General features: G+C 61.9%; 16 protein-coding genes and 2 riboswitches. Of the genes, 10 read left to right on the top strand and 6 right to left on the bottom strand.

Translation table 11 applies throughout. The features are described from left to right. Window positions 1–33: 33 nt before the first annotated feature. A complete protein-coding gene (gene metH, locus AC1Q9F_RS03915) occupies window positions 34–3,744 on the bottom strand; it encodes a methionine synthase (RefSeq protein ID WP_492618896.1) in 3,711 nt (1,236 codons plus the stop codon). 158 nt (window positions 3,745–3,902) lie between these two features. Here metH and AC1Q9F_RS03910 point away from each other — a divergent pair, with 158 nt between their 5' ends. From AC1Q9F_RS03910 to nfuA, 3 genes are all read left to right on the top strand, one after another. After that, window positions 3,903–6,197: a fatty acid cis/trans isomerase gene (locus tag AC1Q9F_RS03910; protein ID WP_492618897.1), complete on the top strand. Its 2,295-nt coding sequence runs from the start codon at window positions 3,903–3,905 to the stop codon at window positions 6,195–6,197. 59 nt (window positions 6,198–6,256) lie between these two features. Next, window positions 6,257–7,258, top strand: coding sequence for an acyltransferase family protein (locus tag AC1Q9F_RS03905; RefSeq protein ID WP_492618898.1), 1,002 nt, complete (start codon window positions 6,257–6,259; stop codon window positions 7,256–7,258). A gap of 91 nt (window positions 7,259–7,349) precedes the next feature. Beyond that, window positions 7,350–7,934 carry a Fe-S biogenesis protein NfuA gene (gene nfuA / locus AC1Q9F_RS03900; protein ID WP_007959519.1) on the top strand — a complete coding sequence of 195 codons (585 nt, stop codon included), beginning with the start codon at window positions 7,350–7,352 and terminating at the stop codon, window positions 7,932–7,934. 47 nt (window positions 7,935–7,981) lie between these two features. Here nfuA and cobM read toward each other — a convergent pair whose 3' ends face one another. From cobM to AC1Q9F_RS03880, 4 genes are all read right to left on the bottom strand, one after another. Beyond that, window positions 7,982–8,728 carry a precorrin-4 C(11)-methyltransferase gene (gene cobM / locus AC1Q9F_RS03895; RefSeq protein WP_492618899.1) on the bottom strand — a complete coding sequence of 249 codons (747 nt, stop codon included), beginning with the start codon at window positions 8,726–8,728 and terminating at the stop codon, window positions 7,982–7,984. Window positions 8,729–8,819: 91 nt separating this feature from the next. Further along, window positions 8,820–9,233, bottom strand: coding sequence for a cobalamin biosynthesis protein (locus tag AC1Q9F_RS03890; RefSeq protein WP_011334491.1), 414 nt, complete (start codon window positions 9,231–9,233; stop codon window positions 8,820–8,822). Continuing rightward, window positions 9,230–9,931, bottom strand: coding sequence for a CbtA family protein (locus tag AC1Q9F_RS03885; protein WP_492618900.1), 702 nt, complete (start codon window positions 9,929–9,931; stop codon window positions 9,230–9,232). The genes AC1Q9F_RS03890 and AC1Q9F_RS03885 overlap by 4 nt, the downstream gene beginning before the upstream one ends. Before the next feature lie 11 nt (window positions 9,932–9,942). After that, window positions 9,943–10,140 carry a CbtB domain-containing protein gene (locus tag AC1Q9F_RS03880; RefSeq protein ID WP_007959524.1) on the bottom strand — a complete coding sequence of 66 codons (198 nt, stop codon included), beginning with the start codon at window positions 10,138–10,140 and terminating at the stop codon, window positions 9,943–9,945. A gap of 122 nt (window positions 10,141–10,262) precedes the next feature. Beyond that, a riboswitch (cobalamin riboswitch) is annotated at window positions 10,263–10,484 on the bottom strand. A gap of 731 nt (window positions 10,485–11,215) precedes the next feature. Further along, a riboswitch (cobalamin riboswitch) is annotated at window positions 11,216–11,425 on the top strand. A gap of 99 nt (window positions 11,426–11,524) precedes the next feature. On the opposite strand from AC1Q9F_RS03880, the gene cobW reads away from it, so the two are divergent. From cobW to AC1Q9F_RS03855, 5 genes are read left to right on the top strand one after another with little or no spacing between them, the layout of a single operon-like run. Continuing rightward, window positions 11,525–12,598 (top strand): cobalamin biosynthesis protein CobW, encoded by a 1,074-nt coding sequence (gene cobW, locus AC1Q9F_RS03875; protein WP_492618901.1) that lies wholly within the window; start codon window positions 11,525–11,527, stop codon window positions 12,596–12,598. A 3-nt stretch (window positions 12,599–12,601) separates the two neighbouring features. Next, window positions 12,602–16,450: a cobaltochelatase subunit CobN gene (gene cobN / locus AC1Q9F_RS03870; RefSeq protein WP_492618902.1), complete on the top strand. Its 3,849-nt coding sequence runs from the start codon at window positions 12,602–12,604 to the stop codon at window positions 16,448–16,450. 8 nt (window positions 16,451–16,458) lie between these two features. Next, window positions 16,459–17,460 carry a magnesium chelatase ATPase subunit I gene (locus tag AC1Q9F_RS03865; RefSeq protein WP_492618903.1) on the top strand — a complete coding sequence of 334 codons (1,002 nt, stop codon included), beginning with the start codon at window positions 16,459–16,461 and terminating at the stop codon, window positions 17,458–17,460. Further along, the gene (locus tag AC1Q9F_RS03860; RefSeq protein ID WP_492619437.1) at window positions 17,442–18,125 is read left to right on the top strand and encodes a vWA domain-containing protein; all 684 of its coding nucleotides are present in this window, start codon (window positions 17,442–17,444) and stop codon (window positions 18,123–18,125) included. The genes AC1Q9F_RS03865 and AC1Q9F_RS03860 overlap by 19 nt, the downstream gene beginning before the upstream one ends. 40 nt (window positions 18,126–18,165) lie before the next feature. Beyond that, window positions 18,166–19,812 carry a phospholipase D-like domain-containing protein gene (locus AC1Q9F_RS03855; protein ID WP_492618904.1) on the top strand — a complete coding sequence of 549 codons (1,647 nt, stop codon included), beginning with the start codon at window positions 18,166–18,168 and terminating at the stop codon, window positions 19,810–19,812. Here the strand turns inward: AC1Q9F_RS03855 and AC1Q9F_RS03850 are convergent. After that, complete coding sequence (locus AC1Q9F_RS03850) at window positions 19,809–21,032, bottom strand: NADH:flavin oxidoreductase/NADH oxidase family protein (RefSeq protein WP_492618905.1); 1,224 nt, start codon at window positions 21,030–21,032, stop codon at window positions 19,809–19,811. The two genes, AC1Q9F_RS03855 and AC1Q9F_RS03850, sit on opposite strands and share 4 nt — an antisense overlap. 79 nt (window positions 21,033–21,111) lie before the next feature. Between AC1Q9F_RS03850 and AC1Q9F_RS03845 the strand changes: the two genes are divergently transcribed. Together AC1Q9F_RS03845 and AC1Q9F_RS03840 are read left to right on the top strand one after the other, a co-directional pair. After that, window positions 21,112–21,516 carry a MerR family transcriptional regulator gene (locus AC1Q9F_RS03845; protein WP_085695943.1) on the top strand — a complete coding sequence of 135 codons (405 nt, stop codon included), beginning with the start codon at window positions 21,112–21,114 and terminating at the stop codon, window positions 21,514–21,516. A 301-nt stretch (window positions 21,517–21,817) separates the two neighbouring features. Then, window positions 21,818–23,374 (top strand): TerC family protein, encoded by a 1,557-nt coding sequence (locus tag AC1Q9F_RS03840; RefSeq protein ID WP_179694738.1) that lies wholly within the window; start codon window positions 21,818–21,820, stop codon window positions 23,372–23,374. The last annotated feature ends 3 nt before the right edge of the window (window positions 23,375–23,377 follow it).

Genomic DNA, 23,377 nt, shown 5'->3' with positions numbered 1-23,377 from the left:
CGTCCGAGACAGGGGCTCTTTTGCGTCAATCAATCAGTTGTCGTAGCCGAGGTTCGGCGCCAGCCAGCGCTCGGTCAGGCTCAGTTCCTGGCCCTTACGCGAGGTGTAGCTCTGCACCTGATCCTTGTCGACCTTGCCCACGGCGAAGTACTGCGCCTGGGGATGGGCGAAATACCAGCCGCTAACCGCTGCCGCCGGGAACATCGCGTAGTGCTCGGTCAGGAACACGCCGCTGCGACCGGCGCGCATTTCCTCGGCCTCAGGATCGAGCAGGGCGAACAGGGTGGCCTTCTCGGTGTGGTCCGGGCACGCCGGGTAGCCCGGAGCAGGGCGGATGCCGGAGTACTGCTCTTTGATCAGGGCTTCGTTGTCGAGGACTTCATCCTTGGCGTAGCCCCAGTGCTCTTTACGCACCTGCTGGTGCAGCCACTCGGCGCAGGCTTCGGCCAGACGGTCGGCCAGGGCCTTGACCATGATCGAGTTGTAATCGTCGCCAGCATCCTGATAAGCCTTGGCCACTTCCTCGGCGCCGATGCCGGCGGTGGTGATGAAACCACCGACATAGTCGGTCACTTCGCTGTCCTTCGGCGCGACGAAGTCGGCCAGCGAGAAGTTCGGTTTACCGTCGGTCTTGATGATCTGCTGGCGCAGGTGATGCAGGCGTGCCATCGGCTTGCCGTCATCGCCGTACAGCTCGATATCGTCATCGTGGACCTGATTGGCCGGCCAGAAGCCGAACACCGCACGGGCGCTGATCAGCTTCTCGTCGATCAGCTTGGTCAGCATCTCGCGGGCGTCCTTGTACAGCGAGGTTGCCGCTTCACCGACCACTTCGTCTTCGAGGATGCGCGGGAACTTGCCGGCCAGGTCCCAGGAGATGAAGAACGGCGTCCAGTCGATGTACTCGGCCAGCACGTTGAGGTCGATGTTATCCAGCACGCGGGTGCCGGTGAAGGTCGGTTTGACCGGAGTGTAAGAGGCCCAGTCGAACTGCGGTTTTTTCGCGATCGAAGCCGCGTAGCTCAGACGTTCGGTACGGGCGCTGCGGTTGGCAGTGCGCTCGCGGACGTCGATATACTCTTCGCGGGTCTTCTCGACGAAACCGGCTTTCAGTTCCTTGGACAGCAGTTGCGTCGCCACGCCCACGGCGCGGGAGGCGTCGGTCACGTAGACCACCGCGTCGTTGCTGTACTTCGGTTCGATCTTCACCGCCGTGTGCGCCTTGGAGGTGGTCGCGCCGCCGATCATCAACGGCAGGTGGAAGTCCTGGCGCTGCATCTCGCGGGCCACGTGGACCATTTCATCCAGTGACGGAGTGATCAGGCCGGACAGGCCGATGATGTCGCACTTCTGCTCCTTGGCCACCTGCAGGATTTTCTCGGCCGGGACCATCACGCCGAGGTCGACGATGTCGTAGCCGTTGCAACCCAGCACCACGCCGACGATGTTCTTGCCGATGTCGTGCACGTCGCCTTTTACCGTGGCCATCAGGATCTTGCCCTTGGCTTCCGGCTTGTCGCCTTTTTCCAGTTCGATGAACGGAATCAGGTGGGCCACGGCCTGCTTCATCACGCGGGCGGATTTCACCACTTGCGGCAGGAACATTTTGCCCGCGCCGAACAGGTCGCCGACGATGTTCATGCCGGACATCAGCGGGCCTTCGATCACTTCGATCGGGCGCGCGAAGGACTGACGGGATTCTTCGGTGTCTTCGACGATGTGGGTGGTGATGCCCTTGACCAGCGCATGCTCCAGACGCTTGTTGACGTCCCAGCTGCGCCATTCTTCAGTCTCGGCTTCCTTGACGCTGCCGTCGCCCTTGTACTTGTCGGCGATGGCGAGGAGGGCGTCGGTGCCTTCCGGCGTGCGGTTGAGGATCACGTCTTCAACGGCGTCGCGCAATTCCTGCGGGATCTGGTCGTAGATCTCCAGCTGACCGGCGTTGACGATGCCCATGGTCAGGCCGGCGCGGATCGCGTACAGCAGGAACACCGAGTGGATCGCCTCGCGCACCGGGTTGTTGCCGCGGAACGAGAACGACACGTTGGACACGCCGCCGGAGCTCAGGGCGTACGGCAGTTCGTCACGGATGTAGGCACAGGCGTTGATGAAGTCCACAGCGTAGTTGTTGTGTTCTTCGATACCGGTGGCCACGGCGAAGATGTTCGGGTCGAAGATGATGTCTTCCGGCGGGAAGCCGACTTCGTTGACCAGAATGTCGTAGGAGCGTTTGCAGATTTCTTTCTTGCGCGCTTCGGTATCGGCCTGGCCGGCTTCGTCGAACGCCATCACCACCACGGCGGCGCCGTAGCGTTTGCACAGTTTGGCGTGGTGGATGAACTGCTCGACGCCTTCTTTCATGCTGATCGAGTTGACGATGCCCTTGCCCTGGATGCACTTGAGGCCGGCTTCGATCACTTCCCACTTCGAGGAGTCGATCATGATCGGTACGCGGGAGATGTCCGGCTCGCCGGCAATCAGATTGAGGAAGGTCACCATGGCCTTCTTCGAATCGAGCATCCCTTCGTCCATGTTGATGTCGATCACCTGGGCGCCGGCCTCGACCTGCTGCAGGGCGACTTCCAGAGCTTCGGTGTAATTGTCTTCTCGGATAAGGCGGGCGAATTTTGCGGAACCGGTGATGTTGGTCCGCTCGCCGACGTTGACGAACAGCGAGCTGCGATCGATGGTGAACGGCTCCAGGCCCGACAGGCGGCAGGCCTTTGGAATGTCCGGAATCTGCCGTGGCGCGTAGCCGGCGACGGCTTTGGCGATGGCTTCGATGTGGCCCGGCGTGGTGCCGCAGCAACCGCCGACGATGTTGAGGAAACCGCTCTGGGCGAATTCTTCGATGACCTTGGCGGTGTCCACCGGCAGTTCGTCGTACTCGCCGAATTCGTTCGGCAGGCCGGCGTTCGGGTGCGCCGAAACGTGGGTGCTGGCCTTGTCCGACAGCTCTTCCAGGTACGGACGCAGTTCGCGGGCACCGAGGGCGCAGTTCAAGCCGACCGAAATCGGTTTGGCGTGGGCCACGGAGTTCCAGAACGCTTCGGTGGTCTGGCCCGACAGGGTACGGCCGGAGGCGTCGGTGATGGTGCCGGAAATCATGATCGGCAATTCGAAGCCCAGTTCTTCGAACACGCCTTGCACGGCAAAGATCGCGGCTTTGGCGTTGAGGGTGTCGAAGATGGTTTCGATCAGGATCAGGTCGGCGCCGCCCTCGATCAGGCCTTTGGTAGCCTCGGTGTAGTTTTCCACCAGCTCATCGAAAGTGACGTTGCGATAGCCCGGGTTGTTGACGTCCGGCGACAGCGAGCAGGTGCGGCTGGTCGGACCGAGCACGCCGGCGACGAAGCGTGGCTTGTCCGGGTTCTCGGCAGTCTTGGCGTCAGCGACCTTGCGCGCCAGTCGTGCGCCTTCTACGTTGAGTTCGTAGGCCAGTTCTTCCATGCCGTAGTCGGCCATGGAAATGCGGGTGGCGTTGAAAGTGTTGGTCTCGAGGATGTCGGCGCCGGCATCCAGGTAAGCCTTCTCGATGCCGCCGATCACGTCGGGACGGGTAATGACCAGCAGGTCGTTGTTGCCCTTGACGTCGCTCGGCCAGTCGGCGAAGCGTTTGCCGCGATAATCCTGCTCTTCGAGCTTGTAGCTCTGGATCATCGTGCCCATACCGCCATCGAGTATCAGGATGCGCTCTTTGAGGGCTTGCTTGAGAGCTTGAAGGCGGACGCTGCGATCGGACATTGGGACTACTCGAAAAAGACCATGACGAAGGAGCGGGATCATAACAAACCTGTGCCGATTTAGAGCATGTGGCGCTTTTGCATGAATATCGCTCATGTTGGTACGGGCGTCATAACGGTAGAATCGCGACGTTTTTCTTCAGGATCAGGATCAGGGACATGTCGTACCGCGTCATCAGCATTGCATTGCTGTTTTTAAGCTTTGGCGCGGCGGCGCAGAGTCCCGCTATTTCTTCTTCTATCTCCTACACCCGAGACATCCAGCCGATCTTCACCGAGAAGTGCGTGGCCTGCCATGCGTGCTACGACTCTGCCTGCCAGTTGAACCTGGGCAGCGGCGAAGGTGCGGCCCGTGGCGCGAGCAAGATGCCGGTCTACGATGGCGAACGCACTCAGGCGGCACCGACCACTCGGTTGTTCTATGACGCCTTCGGCAAACGCGCCTGGCAGCAGAAAGACTTCTATTCGGTGCTCGACGCTCAGGGCAGTCAGGCGGCGCTGATGGCGCGCATGCTGGAGCTGGGACACAAAACGCCCCTGACTCCCAACGCCAAATTGCCGGAAGACATCGTGCTGGGCCTCAATCGCGAAAACCTGTGCGCGATGCCTGCCGAATTCGACGGCTACGCCGGCGCCCATCCGAAAGAGGGCATGCCGCTGGCGGTAACCGGCCTGACCGATCAGCAATATCAAACGCTGCAACGCTGGCTGGCGTCCGGCGCGCCGATCGACGAGCAAGGCCTGGCGCCGAGCGCTAAAGAGGCGCTGCAGATCGTCCAGTGGGAAAACCTGCTCAACCAGCCCGGCGCACGGGAAAGTCTGGTCGGGCGCTGGCTGTACGAGCACTGGTTCCTGGCGCACATCTATTTCAAGGATGGCGAGCCGGGGCATTACTTCCAGTGGGTGCGTTCGCGCACGCCGACCGGCCAGCCGATCGACCTGATCGCCACGCGTCGCCCGAACGACGATCCGGGCACTCAGGTGTATTACCGCCTGTGGCCGGTGCAGGGTGTGATCGTGCACAAGACCCACATCACCTATCCGCTGAGCGCGGCGAAGATGGCGCGGGTCAAGAGCCTGTTCTACAACGGCCACTGGCAGGTCAATGCCTTGCCGGGTTACGGGCCGCAGAGCAGGGCCAACCCGTTCGCGACCTTCGAGGCGATCCCCGCGCAGGCGCGTTACCAGTTCATGCTCGATAACGCCGAATACTTCGTGCGCACCTTCATTCGCGGCCCGGTGTGCCGTGGGCAGATCGCAACCGACGTGATCCGCGACAACTTCTGGGCACTGTTCCAGGCCCCGGAACACGACCTGTACATCACCGACCCGAACTATCGCGGCCAGGCCACTCCATTGCTGGCCATGCCGGGGCAGAACGACGATGTCGGCAGTGTCCTGAGCCTGTGGCACAACTACCGCAACAAGCGCAACAAATACGAAGCCCTGCGCCGTGACAGCTACGCCGACCTGCCGGCGCCGAGCTGGTCGACCTTGTGGGCCGGCAACGACAACGCCTTGCTCAGCATCTTCCGCCACTTCGACAGCGCCTCGGTGACCAAAGGCCTGATCGGCGAAGTGCCGCAGACGATGTGGCTGTTCGACTATCCGCTGCTGGAGCGCACGTATTACCAGTTGGCGGTGAATTTCGATGTGTTCGGCAACGTCTCCCATCAAGCGCAAACACGCTTGTATTTCGACCTGATCCGCAACGGCGCCGAACAGAACTTCCTGCGCCTGATGCCCGCCGATTCCCGCGAGGGTTATCTCGACGACTGGTACCAGAGCAGCGGCCAGTTCAAGATGTGGCTCGATTACGAAGCCATCGACGACGACAAGCCGACCGCGCTGAAACTCGACGAGAAGGACCCGAAACGCGATTTCGCCATGCAATTGCTGGCGCGCTACGGCGATCTCAACGCGCGTCCGGATCCGATCAACCGCTGCGAAGATGCCTATTGCTCGCGTCCGAACATCGACCCGGCCCTGCAAAATGCCGAACAGGCCCTCAGTCGCCTGACTTCGCGCCCGGCTGCCGGCCTGAAAGTGATCGATCAATTGCCGGAAGCGACCATGCTGCGGGTCGAAACCCGCAGCGGCAAACGCGAGGTCTACAGCCTGCTGCGCAACCGTGCGCACAGCAACGTGGCGTTCCTGCTCGGTGAATCGCTGCGTTATCAACCGGGGCTGGATACGCTGACGATCTATCCGGGTGTGCTCAGCAGCTACCCGAATTTCATGTTCAACATCCCGGCGGATCAGGTGCCGGCGTTTGTCGACGCCATGGAAAGTGCAAAGGACGCGGCGCAGTTCGAGAAAATCGTCGAACGTTGGGGCATTCGCCGCAGCCATCCGCAGTTCTGGTTCTATTTCCATGATTTGAGCCAGTACCTCCACGAAACCGATCCGGTGGAAGAGGGCGTGCTGGATATGAACCGGTACGAGAATCTTTGATCATTTGAACGATGGCGGTTGTCCCAATCTTGTGACGTACGGGATCGGGAGCGCCATCGATGTTGATTTCAGTGCAGGCCCTGCGAGCGCTCGCCGCGTGGGCGGTGGTCTGCCATCACTTCATGCAGATTTTCTTCGACTTCGAGGCGCGCGGGCCGATAGGGCAGCTGTTCATCGACAAGGGCGCCGTGGGCGTCGATATCTTTTTCGTGATCAGCGGGCTGGTGATTTTCCTGTCGACCGAAGGCAAGGCGCTGCCGCCGGCGCGGTTTCTGCTGTATCGACTGTTTCGAATTGTCCCGGCGTATTGGCTCTACACGGTGCTGATGGCGTTGCTGGTGGTGTTCGCCCGGCCGCTGCTGCCAGATCAGACGGTGGACTGGAATCATTTGCTGCTGTCGTTGCTGTTTATCCCGACCGAAAACCCCGGGGGCTACGGAATCTATCCGACCCTGAATGTCGGCTGGACCCTGAATTACGAAATGTTGTTCTACGTGCTGTTCGCCTGGGCGCTGTTGTTCCGGCTGCAAGTTCGTTTGCTGGTGGTCTCGGCGCTGCTGTTTGCGGTGTGCCAGGCCTGGACCGGGTTTGGCTGGGTCAGCGAGTTTTATCGCTCGGACATCGTTTATGAGTTCCTGCTGGGGATCGGCATCGGCATGCTTTACCGTCGCGGCTGGATCGGGCCGGCGGTCTGGCTGTCCTTATTGGGGATCGGTGCGGCGTTGCTGGCGATCTATCACCTGCCGCCGGAACCCCGATTGCTGAATTGGGGCGTGCCCAGCGCAGTGCTGGTCATGGCCAGCATGGCGCTGGAGCGGCATGTCGAGCGCAACAGGCTGCTGAAGCTGCTGGGCGACTGTTCTTACTCGGTGTATCTGATGCATGTGCTGGTGCTGTCGGCCGGTGGTTATCTGGCTCGACGCTATGGGATCAACCCGTATTTGATGTTCGTCGTCTGCGCACTGGCCATCGCTATCGGTTCGTGGTTGAGCTACGAATGGGTGGAAAAACGCAGTTATCAATGGCTTAAAGCGCGGATTGACGGCGAACCTGGCGCCTAGCCGATTTGCGAACTATTCCTACGTAAATACTAGGACTTTGTGCCGCGCGCCGATTGGCGTAAACTCCGCCTTAAGCCTGCGAGGAGTCTCCATGACCGCTATTACCATTACCGACGCCGCCCATGATTACCTGGCCGATCTGCTCTCCAAGCAGAACACCCCGGGCATCGGCATCCGCGTTTTCATCACCCAGCCTGGCACCCAGTACGCCGAAACCTGCATTGCCTACTGCAAGCCGGGCGAAGAGAAACCTGAAGACACGGCGCTGGGGCTGAAAAGCTTCACCGCTTACATCGACTCGTTCAGCGAAGCGTTTCTCGATGATGCCGTCGTCGACTACGCCACCGACCGCATGGGTGGCCAGCTGACCATCAAGGCGCCAAACGCCAAAGTCCCGATGGTCAACGCCGACAGCCCGATCAACGAGCGCATCAACTACTACCTGCAAACCGAAATCAACCCGGGGCTGGCCAGCCACGGCGGTCAGGTCAGCCTGATCGATGTGGTTGAAGACGGCATTGCCGTGCTGCAGTTCGGCGGCGGTTGCCAAGGCTGCGGCCAGGCGGACGTGACCCTGAAGGAAGGCATCGAGCGCACCCTGCTCGAACGCATTCCGGAGCTCAAGGGCGTTCGCGACGTGACCGACCACACGCAGAAAGAAAACGCCTACTACTAAGGTGTTCGCTGCGGCATGAAAAACGGCGCCCCGTGAGCGCCGTTTTTTTATGGCCGGTACAAATGCGCATGCCCCGCGCGATACAGCGACGACTCACTGAAATGATCGCTACCTAACACCCGCCCAACCAGAATCAACGCCGTACGCCGAAACCCCTTGGCGGCAACCTTCGCGGCAATATCCTCCAGCGTCCCAACCACCCAGTCCTGATCCGGCCAAGTCGCCCGATGAATCACCGCGATCGGGCAATCTGCGCCGTAATGCGGCAGCAGCTCAACCAGAATTTTCTCCAGATGATTGACTCCCAGATGAATCGCCATGGTCGCCCCGTGCTGCGCCAGACTGCCAAGTTCTTCGCCGGCAGGCATCGCGGTCTTGTCCGCATAACGGGTCAGGATCACGCTTTGCGAGATGTCCGGCAGGGTCAGTTCAGCGCCCAACAGCGCGGCGCACGCGGCGGTGGCGGTTACGCCGGGAATGATCTCGAACGGAATATCCAGCTCGCGCAAATGACGAATCTGCTCGCCAATGGCGCCATACAGACTCGGATCCCCCGAATGCACCCGCGCCACATCCTGGCCCTTGGCGTGGGCGGTCTTGATCAGGTCGATGATCTGTTCTAGGTGCAGCTCGGCGCTGTTGACCACGGTTTCAGCGCAATGACCTTCCAGCACCGCCGTCGGCACCAGCGAACCTGCGTAGATGATCACCGGGCAACTGCGGATCAGCCGCTGGCCTTTGACAGTGATCAATTCCGGGTCGCCGGGGCCGGCGCCGATGAAGTAAACGGTCATCGTTGGATCCTGTAGAAAAGGGGCAGGGCAGTGCTTCACAAGCCTTTGAGATGAAGAATGCTCATGATCGAAAGCGGGGATTATCGGGAATTTACGCCGCGCCGGCCAATGCCAGAGTTGCCTGAGCGTACTTTTGCCGGGAAATCAGCAGTTTTGCCGGGCCGCTGATCAGCTGTTCGGCGAGCGCCAGCGCGGCACTTTCCGCCACACCGTAGCAACCGGTGCGTTCGAAGGCGATCTGCGAATGGTGACTCAAACGTTGCTGGTAACTGGCCAGTTCTTCGCTGCTGAAGTACAGCAACGGCAGCGCCAGTTGGGCGGCGAGTTCCTGCAAACCGGGTTCATCGCGCTTGAGGTCGATGCTGGCCAGCGCCTTGACCTTCTCAAGATCAATTCGATGCGCCTGTAACGCCTGGTCAAGCAATGCACGCAGCGTGCTGGCCGGGCAGCCGCGCTGGCAGCCCAGGCCGACCACGAAGGTCGGCGCTGCGCTGTCATCGGTCATGCGTGGTACTGACCTTCGCTTTTGCGGCGGAACAACCAGGCGCTGATCAGGCCCAGGGCCAGCCAGAACGCGACGTTGGTCAGCTGCGAAGCGATTTTGAACTGAGCTTCGAGGGCTTCCGGGGCGAGCATCGAATGCACTTCCGGTTGCGGCGCGCCGATCACGTGCGGCACGGCAAGGATCGCCACGCCGAGGAACTTCATCAGCCAGTTACGGCTGAACGCGATCAAGGCCAGGCCGACAGCGGTGGAGGCGGCGGTACCGATCCACCACATCTGCCGCGAGGCCAGATCCGCGGCGGCAGTGCCCGGCAGTTCAGGTGGCAGGCCCATGGTCGGGGCGAGCACGAAGGTCGCGTAACCGGCCAGACCCCAGAGCAGGCCTTGCGAGGTTTTGGTCGGCGCACGCAGGGTGTACAGACCCGCGAGCATCAGGGCGAAACCCACGGCAACCACCAGATTGCCGCCGGTGGTTGATACCACGCGCTGCCAGCCGTCTTCCGGCTCCCAGGCCTCGGCATCGTGTGTATGGGCGGCGGTGCCGGCGGCGTGTTCGTGAACTTCGGCAACCGGTTCGGCTTTCTCGAAGGTTTCGGCCTGCAGAATCAGCGGCGAAACCCAGAAGCTTTGCAGCAAGGTCAGGAGCAGGGCGGCCAGAAGGCCGGTGAAACCTGCGGTCTGCGCAATACGCTTGATCATGTCGTCAGGTCTCAATGGCACGGGAACGCGGCGCTGTGGCGGGTATCGTGCGCGGCGTTGTGCACCGCTTCGATATGCGAGAAACCGGCGAAATACACGAGACACGCACCGAGGATCGACGCGCAGACGGCGGCAGTCAGGCGTTGGCTCAGGGTGGTGGTGCTGGAGATCTTGTCCGAATTGCTGCCGGTGCTGCTAATGATCGACATGGCGCTTCCCTCTGGAGTGTCAGCGGGTGAATTGAGCGCATGAAAACCCCTGCGGCCGGGCACGCAGAGGTTCGAACAGCGCCCGCCCACCGCGGGTTTGTTATGTTCAGTGGCGCAAGGATGCGCACTGTGTGTTGCGGGCCGGTCTCCGGGCTCACGAGGGGTTGGCGTCTGGCCGACCTGCAAGCGTCACCTTCCCATGCCTGTGGGCACAGTGGATCTGACGCTTCGCTCGCTTACCGTTGCGGGGGCAGCACCGGACTGACATGGCTTTAGAGTAAAGCACATGATTCACCGGTTTCCCGTTTCACCCTGTGAAGGGCACCCGTAACAAGTTGTGTAGGAGACCATGCGGGGGGGATTTGAGTCAATTGGGATTGGGATTGGGTGCAGATCCGTTGCTTCGGGTGCTGCCGCTGGCGGTTTCGCTCTTACAGCGAGTCACTTTTGGCAAACGCCCCAAAAGTAACCAAAAAGTCTCTAACCCTGACGTACGGCCCCTCGCTGAGGCTCGGGGTTCCTTCGCTCCGGGATTGATCCGGGGGCATCGCCTACGGTTTGCTTCGCTGCACCTCCTCTCGATGCATGCGGCTGCGCCGCACGGTCGCTGCGCTCCCACCCCCGGATCAATCCCTCCACTCAGCCTGCCGACGGGCCTTGCGATCAAAAGCGGTACTCGAGCTAACGCTCATCGTGTTGAGTGGTGAGGAGCGGGGCTCTTGATCTGGCTCTGGTTCTGGCTCTTGATCTGCTTTTGATCTTTAGCCCCTTCGGCAGGCCGAGCGGAGGTGTCCATCAGGGGGTAGGCGCGCAGCGCCGTGCGGCGAAGCCGCATACATCGAGAGGAGGTGCAGCGAAGCAAACCGTAGGCGATGCCCCCTGATGGACACCGTAGCGAGGGAACACTGAGCCTAAGCGAAGTGCCGTACGCCGGGGCAAAAGCCTTTTGGTTCCTTTTTGGCGTTTGAAAAAGGGACTCGCTGTAAGAGCGAAACCGCCAGCGGCAGCACCCGAAGCAACGGATATGCCCCCAATCTCAAAAACCACCAACCATTGACCCATCCCCACACCCTGCGTAGCCTTGCGCTTTCGAGGTTCTTCGGCCCACGCCGAAGCTAAGAAGGGAACGCGGTCCAAGCCGCGGCTGCCCCCGCAACTGTGAACGGTGCTGTTCGCTGCCACGCCACTGCCAACTCAATCCAGAGCCAGCGGGAAGGCGCAGCGAATACCGGGCCAAGACCCGAACACCGTCAGCCAGGAGACCTGCCTCGTCACAGATTCTCACTTTCAACCGGGCGGGGTGATCCGGTGGCGAACTCTCCAGGCACGCACCCGCGTTGCCGGTCTCGTCCCGTATGCCCGCCACCTTGCCAAAGGGCATCCGATGAAAACACTGGCCAAACTCCCCGTCACCATCGTCACCGGCTTCCTCGGCTCGGGCAAAACCACCTTGCTGCGGCACATGCTCGACAACGCCCAGGGCCGCCGCATCGCGGTGATCGTCAACGAGTTTGGCGAACTGGGCATCGACGGTGAAATCCTCAAGCAATGCACCATCGGCTGCACCGAAGAAGAAGCCACCGGCCGCGTCTACGAACTGGCCAACGGCTGCCTGTGCTGCACGGTTCAGGAGGAATTCTTCCCGGTGATGCGCGAACTGGTGGCCCGTCGCGGCGACCTCGACCACATCCTGATCGAAACCTCGGGCCTGGCCCTGCCAAAGCCGCTGGTGCAAGCCTTCCAGTGGCCGGAAATCCGCAGCGCCTGCACCGTTGACGCGGTGATCACCGTGGTCGACAGCCCGGCCGTGGCTGCTGGCACTTTCGCTGCGTTCCCGGATCAGGTCGATGCCCAGCGCAAACTCGATCCGAACCTGGACCACGAATCGCCGCTGCACGAACTGTTCGCCGACCAACTGGCCAGCGCCGACCTCGTCATCCTCAACAAGGCCGACCAGACCAGCCCTGAAGACCTCGCGCGCGTTCGCCTGGAAGTCGCTGAAGAACTGCCGCCAGCGGTAAAAATCATCGAAGCCAGCAACGGCCGCCTGCCGCTGGACGTGCTGATCGGCCTCGGTGCCGGTTCCGAAGAGCACATCGACAGCCGTCACAGCCATCACGATCACCACCACGGTGAAGGCGATGACGATCACGACGACCACGATCACGACGCCTTCGATTCGATTTCCATCGAACTGCCGCAAGCCGACGAAAGCCTGCTGCTCGACGCGCTGACGCAACTGGTGGTTCAGCACGGCATCCTGCGAGTCAAAGGTTTCGCGGCGATCCCGAACAAGCCGATGCGTCTGTTGATCCAGGGCGTGGGCACGCGTTTTGACAAGCACTTCGACCGTCAGTGGGGCGCCGATGAAACACGTGTGACGCGTCTGGTGTTGATCGGCCAGGAATTGGACGCGGCCCAGCTCGAAGCGCAACTGCGCGCTGCGCTCAGCGTTTAAGCCATGCATCTGCTCAGGACCCAGCCCGGCGGTTTCGTGTCGGATGACAACATTGCCGACCTTGGACAAACCCCCGCCGAGCTGGTGATCCTGTGCAGCGGCGATTCCAGCCTCGCGCTGCTCGCCGAAGCGGCGCAGCAACTGCCCGAGGATTACCCGAGCGTGCGGCTGGCCAACCCGATGCAAGTGCAGAACCATGCGTCGGTCGACCTGTACGTCGATGAAGTGTTGCGCCACGCCAAGGTCATTCTGATTTCGTTGCACGGCGGCATCGCTTATTGGCGTTATGGCGTCGAGCGGCTGGTCGAGTTGTCCGAGCGTGGCGTGCAGGTGATTCTGGTGCCGGGCGATGACCGGCCCGACCCGGAGCTCAGCGACCTGAGCACCGTCTGCGCGGAAGACCGCGACCGGCTCTGGCAGTTTTTGCGTCAGGGCGGAATGGGCAATGCGCTGGACTTTTTCCGTTGCCTGGCCAATCGCTGGCTGGCGCGGGATTACGTGTGGGGCGAGCCACAGACGCTGCCGCGCACGGCGATTTACCACCCGAACAAAAACACCGCCGCACTGAGTGACTGGCAAGCCGATTGGCTGCCCGGTCAACCGGTCGCGGCGGTGTTGTTTTATCGCTCGCATTTGCAAGCGGCGAACACGGCGTTTATCGACGTGTTCTGCCAACGGCTTCAGGCGGCCGGACTCAATCCGCTGCCGATCGCCGTGGCCAGTTTGAAAGAGCCCGGCTGCCTGTCGGTGGTCGAGGACTGGCTGGATGAGGTCGAAGCTTCGGTGATCCTGAACACCACCGGTTTCGCCCAGTCCAGCCCGGAAGCGCCGCATCTGCGGCCGTTCCGCCGCAACATTCCGGTGATTCAAGCGATTTGTGCCCAGGACAACGAGCCCGGTTGGCGCGACAGCGAGCAGGGCCTCGGCCCGCGGGATCTGGCGATGCACATCGCCTTGCCGGAGCTCGACGGCCGGATCATCAGTCGGCCGATCAGTTTCAAGGATCTGGCCTGGCGCAGCGAGCGCAGTCAGTCCGACGTGGTGTGTTATCGGGCGCAGCCTGAACGCATGGATTTCGTCGCAGAACTGGCGCGACGCTGGGTCGATCTGGCGCGGGTGCCGAACGCTGGAAAGCGTATCGCGCTGATCCTCGCCAACTACCCGACCCGGGACGGACGCATCGGCAATGGCGTCGGCCTCGACACGCCGGCCGCCGCGCTGAATATCCTGCGGGCGTTGCAGGCCGAAGGTTATCCGCTGCCGGCCGAATTGCCGGACAGCGGCACTGAGCTGATCCGGCAACTGCTCGGCGGTGTCAGTAACGATCTCGATACCCTCGATCAGCGCCCATGCCAGCAGAGCCTGGCGATGAATGATTACCTGACGATGTTCAATGCACTGCCCGAAGCCAATCGCGCGGCGGTGCTGGAACGTTGGGGTTCGCCGCAAAACGATCCGATGTGCCGTGACGGGCGGATGATGATCGCTGGTCTGCGTTTTGGCCTGACCTTCGTCGGCATTCAACCGGCGCGGGGTTATCAGGTCGATCCGAGCGCGGTGTATCACGACCCGGATCTGGTGCCGCCGCACGCCTACCTCGCGTTCTATTTCTGGCTGCGCCAGACCTACGGCGCTCACGGCGTGATTCACGTCGGCAAGCACGGCAACCTCGAATGGCTGCCGGGCAAAGGCGTGGGCCTGTCGGAGAACTGCTGGCCGGACGCGCTGCTCGGGCCGCTGCCGAACATCTATCCGTTTATCGTCAACGACCCGGGCGAGGGCGCCCAGGCCAAACGTCGCACTCAGGCGGTGATTATCGACCACTTGATGCCGCCGCTGACCCGCGCCGAAACCTACGGCCCGTTGCGCAATCTGGAGCTGTTGGCGGACGAGTATTACGAAGCTCAGTTGCTCGATCCGCGCCGCGCCCGTGAATTGCAGCGCGACATCCTGCAACTGGTGCGTGACACGCAGATTGATCGCGAATTGCAGCTGGACGAGGGCCTCGACAGCGACACCGACGCGGCGATCTGGCTGCCGCGTCTGGACACCTATTTGTGTGACTTGAAGGAATCGCAGATCCGCGATGGCCTGCACATTTTTGGTGAGTCGCCGAGTGGACGGCTGCGCATTGACACCTTGCTGGCGCTGCTGCGGATTCCGCGCGGCGATGGCAAAGGGGCTCAGTCGAGTCTGTTGCGGGCGTTGGCCAAGGCGTTTCAGTTGGGATTCGATCCTTTGGATTGCGGACTGGCTGATCCCTGGACGGGCCCGCGTCCGATGGAACTGCAATCGCTGAGCGATGAAGTCTGGCGCACGGCGGGGGATACCCGTGAACGCCTTGAGCTGTTCGCGGCTCAATCGATCTCGCACGCCGTGAGCGACTCCTGTGGGAGCGAGCTTGCTCGCGAATGCGGTATGTCAGTGCCAAAAATATCGACTGAAACGACGCCTTCGCGAGCAAGCTCGCTCCCACAGGGTCCTCACTGGTCTGAGGTGAGTGCCATCCTTGTTCACCTGCGCGAAGTGATCGCCCCACGCCTCGATGCCTGCGGCCCGGCCGAAATGCACGGCTTGCTCGATGCCCTCAGCGGCCGTTTCGTCCCGGCCGGCCCAAGCGGCGCACCGAGTCGCGGCCGCCTCGACGTGCTGCCAACCGGACGCAATTTCTATTCGGTGGACGTGCGCAATCTGCCAACCACCACGGCATGGCGGATCGGCTTCCAGTCCGCGACCCTGATTCTTGAACGACACCTGCAGGACCACGGCGACCATCTGCGCCAGCTCGGCCTGTCAGTCTGGGGCACCGCGACCATGCGCACCGGCGGCGATGACATTGCCCAGGCCATGGCGCTGATGGGTGTGCGCCCGGTGTGGGCCACCGGCAGTCAGCGCGTCGATGATTTCGAGATTCTGCCGCTGAGCCTGCTCGACCGTCCTCGGGTCGATGTCACGCTGCGGGTCTCCGGATTTTTCCGCGATGCGTTCGCCAACCTGATCCGCCTGTTCGACGCTGCTGTACAAGCCGTGGCGGAACTGGACGAGCCGGACGATCTCAACCCGCTGGCCGCCAAAGTGCGTGCAGAACGCGAGGCGCTGCGGCAATCCGGGCTGGACGAAGAAGCGGCGCGACGTCAGGCCGGCTGGCGTATCTTCGGTGCCAAGCCCGGCGCTTATGGCGCGGGCGTGCAAGGCGCGATCGACGGTCGTCTGTGGCAAACCCGTGAGGATCTGGCCGAGGTCTACCTCAATTGGGGCGCCTATGCCTACGGCGGTTCCGACGAAGGCACCGCCGCCCGCGAGCAATTCGTCCAGCGCCTGAGCCAGGTGCAGGCCGTGCTGCAAAACCAGGACAACCGCGAGCATGACTTGCTCGATTCCAACGACTATTACCAGTTCCAGGGCGGCATGCTCGCCGCCGTAGAAAGCCTGCGCGGTGAAGCGGCGGCGAGTTATCACGGCGATCACAGCCAGCCGGATCTGCCGAAGATCCGCACCTTGAAAGAAGAGCTGAACCGGGTGATTCGTTCCCGGGCGGCGAATCCGAAATGGATCGACGGGGTCAAGCGCCACGGCTATAAAGGCGCGTTCGAACTGGCGGCGACGGTCGACAACCTGTTTGCCTTCGACGCCACCACGCAATTGATCGACGATCACCAGTACGCGTTGCTGGCCGATGCGTATCTGCTGGACCCGGCGACCCGCGACTTCGTGCGCGAGCATAATCCCCACGCACTGCGCGACATGACCGAGCGCATGCTGGAAGCGCAGCAGCGCGGAATGTGGCAGGAACCGGGCGCCTACAAAGAGGCCCTGGAAAACCTGCTGCTGGACATAGAAGAAGAGAGCTGAGACTGAATATGACCGACACCCCGCATTTCCCGCTCTCCGCCGTGGTCGGCGCCGATGATCTGAAACTGGCGCTGTATTTGACGGCGATCGATCCGAAGATCGGCGGCGTGCTGATCGAGGGCCCGCGCGGTATGGCCAAATCGACGCTGGCCCGGGGTCTGGCGGATCTGTTGGCCAGCGGTCAGTTCGTCACCTTGCCGTTGGGCGCTACTGAAGAGCGACTGGTCGGCACGCTGGATCTGGACGCGGCACTCAGCGACGGTCGTGCACAGTTTTCTCCGGGTGTGCTGGCCAAGGCTGACGGCGGCGTGTTGTACGTCGATGAAGTGAATCTGCTGCCGGATCATCTGGTGGACTTACTGCTTGATGTGGCCGCAAGCGGCACCAATCTGATCGAGCGTGACGGGATTTCCCATCGGCATTCGGCGAAGTTCGTATTGATCGGCACGATGAACCCGGAAGAGGGTGAGTTGCGTCCGCAATTGCTGGATCGTTTCGGACTCAACGTCGCCCTGAGCGGTCATACGGCGCCGGCCGAGCGGGGTCAGATCATTCGTCGTCGGCTGGATTTCGATAGCGATCCGCAGGCGTTCTGTGCGCAGTGGGAGGCTGAGCAGCAAGCCCTGCGCGAGCGCTGTGAAAACGCCCGCCAGGTTTTACCGGGCATCCCGCTGGATGACGCGGCGCTGGCGCAGATTACCGAGCGCTGCTTCGCGGCTGGCGTCGACGGTTTGCGCGCCGATCTGGTCTGGCTGCGTGCGGCGCGTGCGCATGCAGCGTGGCGCGGAGCTGAAGCCATCGCCGAGCAAGACATTGATGCCGTGGCTGAGTTTGCTTTGCGTCATCGTCGTCGCGAGCAGCCTTCATCCCCCGCACAGTCACCGGCGCAATCGCCGTCCGGCACTAACGCCGAGCCGAGCGAAGGGCAGGGGCAGTGGGGTGAAATGCCGGCGCCGGCACTCTCGACCGGTGCCCGCCGCGAAGTGCCTGTCTGGCCAAAAAAGCCTTAGGCATTCGCCCCCGAACCGACGCGGGGGCGAATGCCAGACCCCGCGCCGGACGCCTCGATAACGGTCGCCAGGGCAAGCGTCACGCGGCTCGCAGTGGCTCGGTGAACTGGCCCGGAACCTTGCTCAATGGCCGTCCGAAAACCCGGGCGGATCTGCTCTTCCAACTGCGCACCCGTACGCCCCATGAACTGTGGCTGGTGATCGTCGACGCTTCGGCCTCGACCCGTCGCCATCAAGCCTTGAGCGATGCCAAGGGCGTGCTTGCGCAACTGTTCGACGACGCTTACCGGCAGCGCGCGCGCCTGGCGTTGTTGACCGCGAGCGGCGCCGCGCCGAAATGGCAGGTGCAGGGGCTGAAGGCCTCCAGCGGGTTGCGCGCGTGGCTCGATGAGTTGGGTGCGGGAGGCGGCACACCGCTGTTGGCAGCGCTGACGGAAGCCGGGCATTGGCTGGCGGTGCGGCGCAAGCGTTTTCCCGCCGAACAACAACGTTTGCTGGTGATCACCGATGGCCGTTTGAAAGACTGTCCGGAACTGCCAGCGCTGGAGTGTCCGGGCGTGCTGATCGATATCGAGCGCGGGCCGATTCGCCTGGGCCGCGCGAAGCAATTGGCGACAGCACTGGACGCCGATTACCGGCATATCGACGAGTTGATGTCGGTCTGAGAGCTATGCTGCAGTGAGGCCAAATCACAGGGAGTGAATCATGCGCGTTCTGGTCGCCAATCCGCAGGACGATTTTCGCGTCAAGGCCTACGCCGGCACCAACGGCGTGCTGCTCGCCATGGACCTTGCCGAACCCCGCCGCAAAGGCCTGCTGGGGTTTGCCATCGAAAAGCAGCAAGGTGACAAGCCGTGGCTGTTCCTGTTCAACAGCCTGACCTTTCCCGGCAAGGTTCACACCTTCCCGCAGTTTCACGCCACGCCGAGCGACAAGGCGCCGCTGCAGAAATTTCGCTGGGCCGATTACGCGGTCAATCCAGGCATGACGATCCACTATCGCGTGCACCCGGCGTATGGCTCGCCGGATGCCCCGCAACTGGGTGAAGCGCTGGAGCTGACGATCCGCTCCGACGACGGTCATCCTGCCAATCAGGGCGTGATCTTCAACCGTGCCGTGGCCGCGAGCCAGGCGTTTCAGCGCAAGTTTCCCGAGCTCGACGCACAGATCAGCGCCAACAAGAACATGCCCATCGAAGCCTGGCCCGATGCGGCGCGTCAGTGGCTGGAGAACGGTCTGCTCGGGCGCCTGCAAGGATTTATCGAGCGTGCGGTAGACGGGCAGTGGGCGCTGGACATCGCGATCTACGAATACCAGTTGCAAGCCATCGTCGACACGGTGAACGCGGCGTTCGATCGAGGTGTTCAGGTGCGCGTGCTGTATCACGCCCGGCCCGACGACGAAGACACGACGATCAACGAAGCGAGCCTTGCGAAACTGCCGTCGACCAGCAAGCGCGGGCGGGTCACTCACAACATTTTCCATAACAAGTTCATCGTCCTCAGCCGCCTCGACGGAGGCGGTGAGCGCCAGCCGCAAGCGGTGCTGTGCGGCAGCACCAACTTCACGGCCAACGGCGTGTACCGCCAGGCCAACGTGGTGCATGTGCTGGACGATTCGGCCGTCAGCGCGAGTTACCTGAAAACCTTCGAGCAGATCTGGGCCGAGCCGGCGGACGTCGGCGCCACCCGAGACTGGATCACCCAGCACAATCCGATGAATCCGGCGCAGCCCTTGTTCGCCGGGTTTTCCCCGCGCACCGGCGGCGCGGATCTGCGGGAGTTTGTCGATATCATCGAGGGGGCGAAGAAAGACCTGCTGTTCGTCACCGCCTTCGCCTTGCCCGACGCGATTCTCAACGCATTGCTCGGCCAGCCCCACGACGACATCCTGCGTTACGGCCTGCAAAACACCGTCAGCCGCATCACCGGGTTTCACGCCGACCGCACCGCCGAGTTCGCCGCCACCGCATTGCTCAATACCGGGCTGGAAGGCTGGCTGCGGGAAAACATGAAAGGCCAGAAAGGCAACCTGCTGGTGCACACCAAAGCGGTGGTCACCGACTTCACCAGCGACAGCCCGACCATCATCAGCGGCAGCCACAACCTCAGCACCTCGGCCAGCAACGGCAATGACGAGAACTACCTGATCATTCGCGGCGACACCGATCTGGCGGATCGCTATGGCCTGGAACTGCTGCGGTTCTACGAGCATTACCGTTTTCGCTACTTCGCGAAGAAACTGGCGTTGAAGCAGGTGCAGCCGTTGGCGGCGGATGACAGCTGGACCAACGACTACTACGTCGAGGACGACCTGCGTCAGTTATCTCGACTGCGGTTTGCCGGGCGTTAGACGTCCATTGCCTGACGGTACTGGCGGGTCCGGCGGCTGAGGTACAACCGGTCGCGGATCAGCGCCCAGAGCGCCGACACCTCGGGTTTGGGCTGGCGGCCATGGCTCAGGCGGGCCATCTGAAAACGCACCACGGCCATGTTCGCCAGTGCGGCCAGCGGTTTGCGTTTCCAGCGGATCGGTGGCAGTTGCGGCTCACTGTTGCGGCCTTCGCGCCAGTGCTTGACCAGGCTTGGTTCGATGGCCAGTGCGGTGGCGATGCCGGCCATGGCGATGCCGCTGTCGAGCACTTGTTCGACCACGGGCAGGCGACGAATGCCGCCGGTGACCATCACCGGCATGCGGGCGACGCTGGCCAGTTCAGTGGCCATTTCCAGAAAGAACGCCTCACGGGCGAGGGTGCGCCCGTCACGCGCTTCGCCTTGCATCGCCGGGGCTTCGTAGCTGCCGCCGGACAGTTCCAGCAGGTCGATCGGCTGTTCGTTGAGCCATTCGATCACTTGGCGCGCGTCGTCGGTGTCGAATCCGCCACGCTGGAAGTCTGCCGAGTTGAGCTTTACCGCCACGCAAAACTGCGGCGACACCGCCTGGCGGATGGCCTCGATCACCGACAACAGCAGGCGTGCACGGTTTTCCAACGAGCCACCCCAGCGGTCGGTGCGGCGATTGGTCAGCGGCGAGAGAAACTGGCTCAGCAGATATCCGTGGGCAGCGTGGATCTGCACCCCGGTGAATCCGGCTTTTTCGCCAAGCGCGGCGCTTTTGGCAAAACGCTGAATGACTTCCTCGATATCGTCCTCGGTCATTGGCTTGGGCTCGGCGAACAGTTTCGAGAACGAGCCCATTTCCAGTGCCACCGCCGACGGCGCCAGCGCTTGCTGGCCCATGTTGGCGAAGGTCTGACGACCGGGGTGATTGAGTTGTACCCAGACCTGCGCGCCGCCGCTGCGGGCGATTTCGGCCCATTGGCGGAAACGCTCCAGATGCCGCTCGTCTTCAAGCACCACCCCACCGGGGCCGGTCATGGCACGGCGGTCGATCATCACGTTACCGGTCAACAGCAGCCCGGCACCGCCGTCGGCCCAGGCCTTATACAAACGGAACAGTTCGCGGGACGGTGCCTGGTCACGGTCCGCGAGGTTTTCTTCCATGGCGGCTTTGGCGATACGGTTGCCGACGGTCTGACCATTGGGCAGATTCAAGATCTGGAAGGGCGACATTGCTTGACTCCTCATCAGTGATGGAGAGAGGCTAAGCTTAAAGTTAACTTTAATGTCAAGCGGGCAAATCGAGGCTGAAATGAAAATCGGTGAGTTGGCGCAGCAGAGCGGCTTGAGCGCTTCGAGCATTCGCTTTTACGAGGCTCAGGGTCTGATTCCCAAAGTGGAGCGGCAGGGCAATGGTTACCGGCGTTACCCGCCACAAGTGTTGCAAACCCTGAATATCATCCGCAGCGCCCAGCAGGCCGGGTTTTCCCTGGAGGAACTCAAACAGTTGTTGCCGGCCGCCGGAACCGGTGAGTTCAAGCACGATGAACTGGTGGCAGGCCTGACTCGAAAGGTCGAGCAGATCGAAGTCATGCAGCAGCATCTGGCCCAGAGCAAGGCGCGGTTGCTGGAGGTGATCGAGAACATTCAATCCAAGCCCGAAGGCATGAGCTGCGGTGCCAATGCCGACCGGGTGTTGTCGACGCTTTATCCGTAAAAGTCCGGAGATGTCTGCGGCGTACAGATTTTGAAATGATTTCCAGCTGTAGGAAAAGTCATCAGAGCCTGTACGCTTCAAGGCCTTTTTTCATTCAGGATTTGCATGAACACCCTCTCGGAGCCTCCCAGTTCTATTCAAAGAACCCCGTTCCCCTCGCGCCACCGCGCGGTCTTGACGCACTCGCAACATCCAGTCTTCCGACTACCGACTATCGTTGATGGCGCAGCCTTCGAGCTTTCGCGCCGCACTTTGCCGTGTCCGGCAGCCTGAATTCACTGACGAGAGATAAAGACAGATTATGGAATGGTTAGCGGATCCCACGGCATGGCTGGGCTTGTTGACACTGATCGTGCTGGAATTGGTACTGGGTATCGACAACCTGGTGTTCATCGCGATTCTGGCGGACAAACTCCCGCCGCATCAGCGCGACCGCGCACGCATCATCGGTTTGAGCCTGGCGCTGATCATGCGTCTTGGCTTGCTGGCGAGTATTTCCTGGCTGGTCACCCTCACTGCACCGTTGTTCGAAGTGTTCGGCAAGAGCTTCTCCGGCCGTGACCTGATCATGCTGTTTGGTGGTGTGTTCCTGTTGTTCAAGGCGACCATGGAGCTGCACGAGCGGCTGGAAGGCCATATTGGCGAGCGCTCCACCAACACCGCTTATGCGCTGTTCTGGCCGATCGTGGCGCAGATCGTCGTGCTCGACGCGGTGTTCTCCCTGGACGCGGTGATTACTGCCGTGGGCATGGTCGATGAACTGGCGGTAATGATGATCGCGGTGGTCGTGTCCATCGGTGTGATGATCGTGGCCAGCAAGCCGCTGACCCGCTTCGTCAACGCCCACCCGACGGTGATCATGCTGTGTCTGGGCTTCCTGATGATGATCGGTTTCGCGCTGACCGCCGAAGGCCTGGGTTTCCACATCCCGAAAGGTTATCTGTACGCGGCCATTGGTTTCTCGATCCTGATCGAGATCTTCAACCAGATCGCCCGCGCTCGTCGCAAGCGCTCGATGCAGGGCTTGCGCCCGATGCGCGAGCGCACGGCCCATGCGGTGATGCGACTGTTGGGTGGTCGCAAACTGGCGGTGGAAGAGGTCGGCGAGGAGATTTCCGACTTGCTGGACAACGGTGAAGCGCCGAGCGCGGAGCTGTTCGACCGTCGTGAGCGGGTGATGATCAGCGGTGTGCTGCAATTGGCCGAGCGACCGATTCGCGCCTTGATGACAGTGCGCGCCGATGTCGATCACATTGATCTGGCGGACGACGCCGAGGCTATTCGTACGCGATTGATGCATTCGTCCTACTCGCGCTTGCCGTTGATTCGTAACGGCGCAGTGGATGAGCCGTTGGGCTTCGTGCACAAGAAGGAACTGCTCAAGGAATACCTGGCCGGTAACGAGCCGAACCTTGAACACCTGGCGCGCAAGACCGTCAATCTGCTGGACAGCTATTCGATCCTCAACGCACTGGAACAAATGCGTGCGGCTTCCACCCACATTGCCTTCGTGGTGAACGAGTTCGGTGACTTCGTTGGTGTGTTGACCATGACCGACATTCTCGAATCGATTGCCGGTGAACTGCCGGATGCCAGTGAAATCGCCGGCCCCGACGTGGTCGAGGAGCAGGGCGGGTTTATCGTCAACGGTGCGCTGAACCTGACCCGCATCCGCGAGCACACCGGCTTTCGCGCCGAGCCGACCGAGGATTACCAGACTCTGGCCGGACTGGTGATGAGCCTGCTGGACCGCCTGCCGATGAAGGGCGATCGACTGGAGCATGAAGGGTGGGGCATGACCGTAATGGCGGTCGAAGAGCGTCGCGTGACGCGGGTGTTGCTGGTGCGTGAGGCCTGACGG

It is taken from the genome of Pseudomonas sp. GW823-FHT04A03 (genome assembly GCF_058796615.1).
Note: the sequence above shows the minus strand (reverse complement) of the source record. Positions and strands in the feature narration are given on the sequence as shown.

Coding starts and splice junctions, on each gene's coding strand:
- AC1Q9F_RS03855 (WP_492618904.1), top strand. CDS start 18,166: ATGCGCGTTCTGGTCGCCAATCCGCAGGACGATTTTCGCGTCAAGGCC.
- AC1Q9F_RS03880 (WP_007959524.1), bottom strand. CDS start 10,140: ATGTCGATCATTAGCAGCACCGGCAGCAATTCGGACAAGATCTCCAGC.
- AC1Q9F_RS03890 (WP_011334491.1), bottom strand. CDS start 9,233: ATGACCGATGACAGCGCAGCGCCGACCTTCGTGGTCGGCCTGGGCTGC.
- metH (WP_492618896.1), bottom strand. CDS start 3,744: ATGTCCGATCGCAGCGTCCGCCTTCAAGCTCTCAAGCAAGCCCTCAAA.
- AC1Q9F_RS03910 (WP_492618897.1), top strand. CDS start 3,903: ATGTCGTACCGCGTCATCAGCATTGCATTGCTGTTTTTAAGCTTTGGC.
- cobM (WP_492618899.1), bottom strand. CDS start 8,728: ATGACCGTTTACTTCATCGGCGCCGGCCCCGGCGACCCGGAATTGATC.
- AC1Q9F_RS03905 (WP_492618898.1), top strand. CDS start 6,257: ATGTTGATTTCAGTGCAGGCCCTGCGAGCGCTCGCCGCGTGGGCGGTG.
- cobN (WP_492618902.1), top strand. CDS start 12,602: ATGCATCTGCTCAGGACCCAGCCCGGCGGTTTCGTGTCGGATGACAAC.
- AC1Q9F_RS03850 (WP_492618905.1), bottom strand. CDS start 21,032: ATGTCGCCCTTCCAGATCTTGAATCTGCCCAATGGTCAGACCGTCGGC.
- nfuA (WP_007959519.1), top strand. CDS start 7,350: ATGACCGCTATTACCATTACCGACGCCGCCCATGATTACCTGGCCGAT.
- AC1Q9F_RS03865 (WP_492618903.1), top strand. CDS start 16,459: ATGACCGACACCCCGCATTTCCCGCTCTCCGCCGTGGTCGGCGCCGAT.
- AC1Q9F_RS03845 (WP_085695943.1), top strand. CDS start 21,112: ATGAAAATCGGTGAGTTGGCGCAGCAGAGCGGCTTGAGCGCTTCGAGC.
- AC1Q9F_RS03885 (WP_492618900.1), bottom strand. CDS start 9,931: ATGATCAAGCGTATTGCGCAGACCGCAGGTTTCACCGGCCTTCTGGCC.
- cobW (WP_492618901.1), top strand. CDS start 11,525: ATGAAAACACTGGCCAAACTCCCCGTCACCATCGTCACCGGCTTCCTC.
- AC1Q9F_RS03840 (WP_179694738.1), top strand. CDS start 21,818: ATGGAATGGTTAGCGGATCCCACGGCATGGCTGGGCTTGTTGACACTG.